The following is a 7,594-nucleotide window of genomic DNA, read 5'->3' on the forward strand; positions in this document are numbered from 1 at the left end:
TGCCAGTCCAATTGTAATATGGGTGATTGAGGCACCGTCATGGGGTCGCTTCGGGGTACTGGGAATCCCGGGGAGTCTTCCTGCGTTCCTAAATCACTGGGACAGAGATATCTCATCCCGGTCCATGCCACCTTTGGCATGGGGCCAGTTCTTGCATCCCTGCGGTTGGCTCGGTCGGGCATATGTGTGTGTCGCCCGAGGGACAGAAGAACCGGTGAAGAGACGGAGCGGGGATACATGACGCAGGAACAATGGGGCGCGCTGCAAGACAGGCTGAGCAGCACGATCGGGGAAAACAACTATCGAACCTGGATCAAACCCCTTGAGTACAAGGGACTGGAGGCCGATGGGGTGGCGGTCTTCCTGGCGCCGACCAATTTTATCGGCACCTATGTTTCGCAAAATTTCGGAGACCTGCTGCTGTCGCAAATCTCGACATTGGATTCGCAGGTCCGCCGCCTGCAATTCCGGGTAAGCAATGCGCCGCGTCCGGCCATGGGCCGACCGAGCCCGCGCCCGGCAGCGGCGAACAAGCCCGAACCGGCGCTGCAAAGCGTGCAGGCCGAAGCTCAGGCGAGCGGCTATGCAGGGACGCAGGCGGGCACCGCAGGTGCCGCGGCGCAGGGCGGCAGTGATCTGCTGCCGAGCGCGCCGCTGGATGCGCGGTTCACCTTCGACAATTTCATCGTCGGCAAACCGAACGAACTGGCCCATGCCGCGGCGCGCCGCGTCGCCGAGGCCGAGACCGTGACCTTCAACCCGCTGTTCCTCTATGGCGGCGTGGGTCTTGGTAAAACGCACCTGATGCACGCGATCACCTGGGAGTTGCGCAACCGCCGCCCGGATCTGAACGTGCTCTATCTGTCGGCAGAGCAGTTCATGTACCGTTTTGTACAGGCCCTGCGCGAGCGCCGCATGATGGACTTCAAAGAGCTGTTCCGCTCGGTCGACGTGCTGATGGTCGACGACGTGCAGTTCATCGCCGGCAAGGATTCGACGCAGGAAGAGTTCTTCCACACGTTCAACGCGCTGGTGGACCAGAACAAGCAGATCGTCATCTCTGCAGACCGCGCGCCGGATGAGATCAAGGATCTCGAGAACCGCATCCGCTCGCGCCTGCAGTCCGGCCTCGTGGTCGACCTGCACCCGACGGATTACGAACTGCGCCTCGGCATCCTGCAGTCGAAGGTCGACACCTACCGCAAGCAATATCCCTCGCTGCAGCTTGACGATGGTATCCTCGAGTTCCTCGCGCATCGCATCTCGACCAACGTGCGCGTGCTCGAAGGCGCGCTGACCCGGCTCTTCGCCTTCGCCTCTCTGGTTGGCCAGCCGATCACCATGGAGCTGACGCAGGATTGCCTTGCCGATGTGCTGCGCGCCTCGGACCGCAAGATCTCGATCGAAGAGATCCAGCGCAAGGTGGCGGATCACTACAACATCCGCCTCAGCGATCTGATCGGCCCCAAGCGCGTGCGCAACTTCGCCCGCCCGCGTCAGGTGGCGATGTATCTGTGCAAGCAACTGACCGCGCGCTCGCTGCCCGAGATCGGCCGCCGCTTCGGCGGGCGCGACCACACCACGGTCATGCACGGTGTGAAGCGGATCGAGGAGCTGCGCATGCAGGACAGCCAGATCGCCGATGACATCGAGCTCTTGCGCCGCGCGCTAGAGGCCTGACACCTCAGCCTGAGGCGCCAGGCCTGAGACCGCACGACCACAAATGGGAACGGGGCTGCCTTCGGGCGGCCCCGCGGCCTTGACGCTGCAGGCAATCTATCTGATCAATCACCAAAACAGGTTGGAGTAGCTCTGGTTTTGCGCCAAGCTGCCCCTCCGGCCAACCGAGGAACAGGGCGATGAAAGTCAGCATAGAACGGGCGACGCTGCTCAAGGCAGTCAGCCAGGCACAATCGGTGGTCGAACGCCGGAACACCATTCCGATCCTTGCGAACGTGCTGATCGAGGCCGAAGGGAACACGGCCAGCTTCCGCGCGACCGATCTCGATATCGAAGTGCTCGACCGCGCCCCCGCGGTTGTCGAGCAGGCGGGCGCCACCACCGTCTCGGCAGTGACCCTGCACGAAATCGTGCGCAAGCTGCCCGACGGCGCGCTGGTGCAACTGGCCGCCGACAATGCCGCAGGCCGGCTGACGGTGACCGCGGGCCGTTCGAACTTCAGCCTCGCGACGCTGCCGAAAGAAGACTTCCCGGTCATGGCGTCGTCGGAATATTCGTCGAACTTCAGCGCCAAGGCCGAAGTGCTGCGCCGGCTGTTCGACAAGTCGAAGTTTGCCATCTCGACCGAAGAGACGCGCTATTACCTCAATGGCGTCTATATGCATGTCACCGACAGCGAAGACGGCCGCGTGCTGCGCTGTGTGGCCACCGACGGTCACCGCCTTGCGCGTATCGACGCGCCGCTGCCGTCGGGCGCCGAAGAGATGCCCGGCGTGATCGTGCCGCGCAAGACCGTGGGCGAGCTGCGCAAGCTGCTCGACGAAGACGATATGGACATCGCGGTCTCGGTCTCGGAAACCAAGGTGCGCTTCGCCACGCCCGACATCACGCTGACCTCCAAGGTCATCGACGGCACCTTCCCGGATTATTCGCGCGTCATCCCGATGAACAACACCCGCCGCCTCGAGGTCGACGCGGGCGAGTTCGCCAAGGCAGTGGACCGTGTGGCAACCGTCTCGTCGGAACGCTCGCGCGCGGTGAAGCTGCAGCTGGATGAAGACCGCCTCGTGCTTTCGGTCAACGCCCCCGACAGCGGTGCCGCCGAAGAAGAGCTGGCCGTGGCCTATGGCGACGAGCCGCTGGAGATCGGCTTCAACGCGAAATACCTGCTGGAGATCGCCAGCCAGGTCGACCGTGAGAACGCCGTTTTCATGTTCAATTCCTCCGGCGATCCGACCTTGATGCGCGAAGGCACCGACACGTCGGCGGTCTATGTCGTCATGCCGATGCGGGTCTGACCCGCGCCGCGCGCCGCCTTCGGTCGCGCCATGCGTATTTGAAGAACAATGAAGGGCAGGGGCGCGGCTTCTGCCCTTCATTGTTCCAAAAATACGCTCGGCAGCGCCTGCCTTCCTGCGAAAGCTGTCGATCCAATGTCCCTCCATCTCACCCGCCTCACACTCTCGCATTTCCGCTCGCACCACCATGCGTCGGTCGAGGTCGACGCGCGGCCCGTGGCGCTCCATGGCCCCAATGGCGCGGGCAAGACCAATCTGATCGAGGCGGTCTCGCTGTTCTCGCCGGGGCGCGGGATGCGCCGGGCCTCGGCGCAGGAGATGGTGCGCCGCCCCGAGGCGCTGGGGTGGAAGATCGAGGGGTTGCTGCAGACCGGCGGCGGCCTGCATGAGATCACCTTCCGCTCGGAGGCCGGCGCGGCGCGGCAGGTGCATATCGACGGCAAAGCCGCGCCGCAGGTGCAATTGGGGCGGATGGCGCGGGTGCTGTGGTTGATCCCGTCGATGGACCGGCTGTGGATCGAGGGCCCCGAGGGGCGGCGGCGGTTTCTCGACCGGATGACGCTGAGCTTCTTCCCTGACCATGCCGAGCAGAGCCTCGCCTATGAGAAGGCCATGCGCGAGCGCAACCGGTTGCTGCGCGATCAGGTGCGGGACGGTTTCTGGTACGGCGCGCTCGAGGGGCAGATGGCCGAGGCGGGGGCTGCGCTGCAGGCCAATCGCCGCGCGGCGCTGGCGCGGTTGGCGGGGGCGCAGGCCGAAGCCGAGACGCAATTCCCGGCCGCCGAGCTTGAACTCATCGATGGTGAGCAGCCCTGCCCGGACAGCGCCAGCGATCTGCGGGCCGCACTGGAGGCGAGCCGTCCGCGGGACCTGATGGCAGGGCGCACGCTGGTGGGGCCGCATCGCGGCGATCTGCGCGGGGTCTTTGCCGCCAAGGGGGTTCCCGCCGAGGATTGCTCGACCGGCGAGCAGAAGGCGCTGCTGATCTCGCTCATCCTCAGCAACGCGCGCGCGCTGGCCGCCGAAACCGGTGCGGCGCCCATCCTGCTGCTCGACGAGGTGGCGGCGCATCTCGACGCGGGCCGCCGCGCGGCGCTTTACGACGAGATTTGCGCGCTCGGGAGTCAGGCGTGGATGACGGGCACGGGGCCGGAGCTTTTCGCGGAACTCGGAGAGCGGGCGCAGCATCTCGAGGTGACCGAGCGGGAAGGGCAATCGGTGGTTGAAAACCGCAGGGTTTAACACCAAATCTTGTGTCATCGGCGTGACAATCGCGGCAGAACACCGTATAAAATCAACAAAAATCACGAAGGATCGCGGCATGGCCGAACCGGCAAGCGCACCGCAGGAATACGGCGCGGATTCCATCAAAGTTCTCAAGGGTTTGGAGGCTGTCCGTAAGCGTCCCGGCATGTACATCGGGGACACGGATGACGGCTCGGGCCTGCACCACATGGTTTACGAGGTCGTGGACAACGGCATCGACGAGGCTCTGGCGGGCCACGCGGACTTTGTCCGGGTGAAGATTCACGCCGACAACTCGGTTTCGGTGCGAGACAACGGCCGCGGTATTCCGGTCGATCTGCACCAGGAAGAGGGTGTCTCGGCGGCTGAGGTGATCATGACCCAGCTGCACGCCGGCGGTAAGTTCGACCAGAACTCCTACAAGGTGTCAGGCGGTCTGCACGGCGTGGGTGTTTCCGTGGTGAACGCGCTTTCGGTCTGGCTCGAGCTGCGCATCTGGCGCAACGGCAAAGAGCATTACGCGAAGTTCAGCCATGGCGAGACCGTGGAGCATCTGCGCGTGGTGGGCGACGCCGAGGGCGAGCAGGGCACCGAGGTGCGTTTCCTTGCCTCGACCGACACGTTCAGCAACCTCGAGTACAGCTTTGAGACGCTGGAGAAGCGCCTGCGCGAGCTGGCGTTCCTGAACTCGGGCGTGCGCATCATTCTCGAGGACGAGCGTCCCGCCGAGCCGCTCAAGACCGAGCTGCACTACGAAGGCGGCGTGAAAGAGTTCGTGAAGTATCTCGACCGCTCCAAGCAGCCGGTGATGCCCGAGCCGATCTATATGACCGGCGAAAAGGACGGCATCGGCGTCGAGATCGCCATGTGGTGGAACGACAGCTACCACGAAAACGTGCTGCCCTTCACCAACAACATCCCGCAGCGCGACGGCGGCACCCATGTGGCGGGCTTCCGCGGCGCGCTGACCCGCACCATCAACAACTACGCGCAGTCCTCGGGCATCGCCAAGAAAGAGAAGGTCTCTTTCACCGGCGATGATGCCCGCGAGGGTCTGACCTGCGTGCTGTCGGTGAAAGTGCCCGACCCGAAGTTCAGCTCGCAGACCAAGGACAAGCTGGTCTCCTCCGAGGTGCGCCCGGCGGTCGAGGGGATGATGAACGAACGTCTGGCCGAGTGGTTCGAAGAGAACCCCAATGAGGCCAAACAGATCGTCGGCAAGATCGTCGAGGCGGCGCTGGCCCGTGAGGCCGCGCGCAAGGCCCGCGAACTGACCCGTCGCAAGACCGCGATGGACGTGAACTATCTTGCTGGCAAGCTCAAGGACTGCTCCGAGAAGGACCCGTCGAAGACCGAGCTTTTCATCGTCGAGGGTGACTCGGCGGGCGGCTCGGCGCAGACCGGGCGCGACCGGGGCACGCAGGCGATCCTGCCGCTGAAGGGTAAAATCCTCAACGTCGAGCGCGCGCGTTTCGACCGGATGCTCGGCAGCCAAGAGATCGGCAACCTCGTGATGGCGCTCGGCACCGGCATTGGCCGCGACGAGTTCAACATCGAGAAGCTGCGCTATCACAAGATCATCCTGATGACCGACGCCGACGTCGACGGCGCGCACATCCGGACGCTGCTGCTGACCTTCTTCTACCGGCAGATGCCGGAGCTGATCGAAGGCGGCTATCTCTATATCGCGCAGCCGCCGCTCTATAAGGTGACCCGCGGCAAGTCCGAGGTCTATGTGAAGGACCAGAACGCGCTTGATGAATACCTGATCAATCAGGGTGTCGATGGCGCGCATCTGACGACCGGCAACGGCGAGGTGATCGCCGGGCAAGACCTCGTTCGCGTCATCGAAGAGGCGCGGCAGCTCAAGCGCGTGCTCGATGCCTTCCCGACGCATTACCCGCGCCACATCCTCGAGCAGGCGGCGATCGCCGGGGCCTTCGTGCCCGGCGCGGTCGAGAGCGACCTGCAGGGCGTGGCCGACAAGGTGGCGCAGCGGCTCGATCTTATTGCGCTAGAGTATGAGAAGGGCTGGCAGGGCCGGATCACGCAGGACCGTGGGATTCGGCTCGCGCGTATTCTGCGCGGCGTTGAAGAGGTCCGCACGCTCGACGGCCCGATGCTGCGCTCGGGCGAGTCGCGCCGCACCGGCAGCTTCACCGATGCGCTGCAGGCGGTCTATCAGACCCCGGCAACGCTGGAGCGCAAGGACCGCCGTCAGGCGATCTTTGGCCCGCTCGGCCTGCTCGAGGCAGTTCTTGAAGAGGGTGAGAAGGGCCTGTCGCTGCAGCGCTACAAGGGTCTGGGCGAGATGAACCCCGGTCAGCTGTGGGAGACGACGCTCGACCCCGACGCCCGCACCCTGCTGCAGGTGAAGGTGGACGACATGGCCGAGGCCGACGATCTCTTCACCAAGCTGATGGGCGACGTGGTGGAGCCGCGCCGCGACTTCATCCAGCAGAACGCGCTGAGCGTGGAGAACCTCGACTTCTGATCCGGCGGGTCCTGGCGGCCGGCATGAGACAGAGGCGTGAGTAAAAAGAAAACGGCGCGTGGGGGTCTCCACGCGCCGCTTTTCATATTCGGCTCAGAACAGGGCTCAGCCGTGCGCCTTGGCGTAGCCTTCCAGAAGCATCGGGAAATCCGCCTCGGGAGGGAATCCCTTGTAGTGATGCGCGGCCGCTGTGGTCGCCCAGTCGAGGCGGTCCACGGTCATCGTCTCGATATAAGGCGTGCACCAGTCCGGCACGTCGAACATCGACGGGCGTACATTCACGAAATTCTCGACCCCGACGATCCGGGTGAACACCCAGCCCTGACAGTCGCTGCACATATAGTGATCGAGGTCAGGCCCTTTGATCCCGCCCTTCACTGGCGTGCCGGAGACCACGCGAAATCCGTCACCGGGCACCATCATCGTCAGGGAAAAGGCGCTGGCGCTCATCTTCTGGCAGCCGCGGCAATGGCAGGCGGCGGTCATCATGGGCGGTTTGCTCACTTCGACCTGCAGTGCGCCGCAGCGGCAGCTGCCGGTTTGGGGAAGGTCGGTCATCTGGGTTTCCTCTTCTCCGAATGTGGGGGTGAGCCTCGGGCGGCCAAAGAAAAAGCCGGCCCCGGGGCCGGCTTTGCGCTCACTCGGTCCGCAGGCTGGCGGCCGATTCCTTGATGGCGTCATATTGCCCGCCGGGACGGAAGCGCCACAGGTAGTCGGGCAGCACCGCTTCGGGCGCAACCGGGATGATCCCCAGATCCTTGAGCCCCTTGGCCCCGTCCGACACCACATTGTCCTTGCGCAGCATGATCACCTGATCGCGGGTGATCGGCGCGGTGAACAGACCGCCGGTGACGCGCTGGACGAACTCCGACACGCG

General features: G+C 64.5%; 6 protein-coding genes (1 of these 6 cut by a window edge). 4 read left to right on the forward strand and 2 right to left on the reverse strand.

Going from position 1 to position 7,594, the window contains the following annotated elements; translation table 11 throughout:
* Positions 1 to 237: 237 nt before the first annotated feature.
* The 4 genes from dnaA to gyrB all read left to right on the forward strand — a co-directional run bounded on the left by dnaA (position 238) and on the right by gyrB (position 6,717).
* On the forward strand, positions 238 to 1,680 hold the full coding sequence (gene dnaA, locus AYJ57_RS07845; RefSeq protein ID WP_066103511.1) for a chromosomal replication initiator protein DnaA: 1,443 nt from the start codon (positions 238 to 240) through the stop codon (positions 1,678 to 1,680).
* A 179-nt stretch (positions 1,681 to 1,859) separates the two neighbouring features.
* The gene (dnaN, locus tag AYJ57_RS07850; protein ID WP_066103513.1) at positions 1,860 to 2,978 is read left to right on the forward strand and encodes a DNA polymerase III subunit beta; all 1,119 of its coding nucleotides are present in this window, start codon (positions 1,860 to 1,862) and stop codon (positions 2,976 to 2,978) included.
* Between the two features lie 135 nt (positions 2,979 to 3,113).
* The gene (gene recF, locus AYJ57_RS07855) at positions 3,114 to 4,220 is read left to right on the forward strand and encodes a DNA replication/repair protein RecF (RefSeq protein WP_066103514.1); all 1,107 of its coding nucleotides are present in this window, start codon (positions 3,114 to 3,116) and stop codon (positions 4,218 to 4,220) included.
* Between the two features lie 79 nt (positions 4,221 to 4,299).
* Positions 4,300 to 6,717 (forward strand): DNA topoisomerase (ATP-hydrolyzing) subunit B, encoded by a 2,418-nt coding sequence (gene gyrB, locus AYJ57_RS07860; RefSeq protein ID WP_066103516.1) that lies wholly within the window; start codon positions 4,300 to 4,302, stop codon positions 6,715 to 6,717.
* Positions 6,718 to 6,822: 105 nt separating this feature from the next.
* On the opposite strand, the gene AYJ57_RS07865 is transcribed toward gyrB, so the two are convergent.
* Together AYJ57_RS07865 and AYJ57_RS07870 are read right to left on the reverse strand one after the other, a co-directional pair.
* Positions 6,823 to 7,275: a GFA family protein gene (locus AYJ57_RS07865; RefSeq protein WP_066103517.1), complete on the reverse strand. Its 453-nt coding sequence runs from the start codon at positions 7,273 to 7,275 to the stop codon at positions 6,823 to 6,825.
* 79 nt (positions 7,276 to 7,354) lie between these two features.
* Positions 7,355 to 7,594, reverse strand: partial view of a complex I NDUFA9 subunit family protein gene (locus AYJ57_RS07870; protein ID WP_066103519.1) — the 3' end only. Its footprint extends 744 nt past the window's final position; 240 of the gene's 984 nt are visible here — the last part of the coding sequence; its start codon lies beyond the right edge, outside the window; the stop codon is at positions 7,355 to 7,357.

Origin of the sequence: Salipiger sp. CCB-MM3 (genome assembly GCF_001687105.1) — a bacterium.
GTDB lineage: Bacteria > Pseudomonadota > Alphaproteobacteria > Rhodobacterales > Rhodobacteraceae > Salipiger.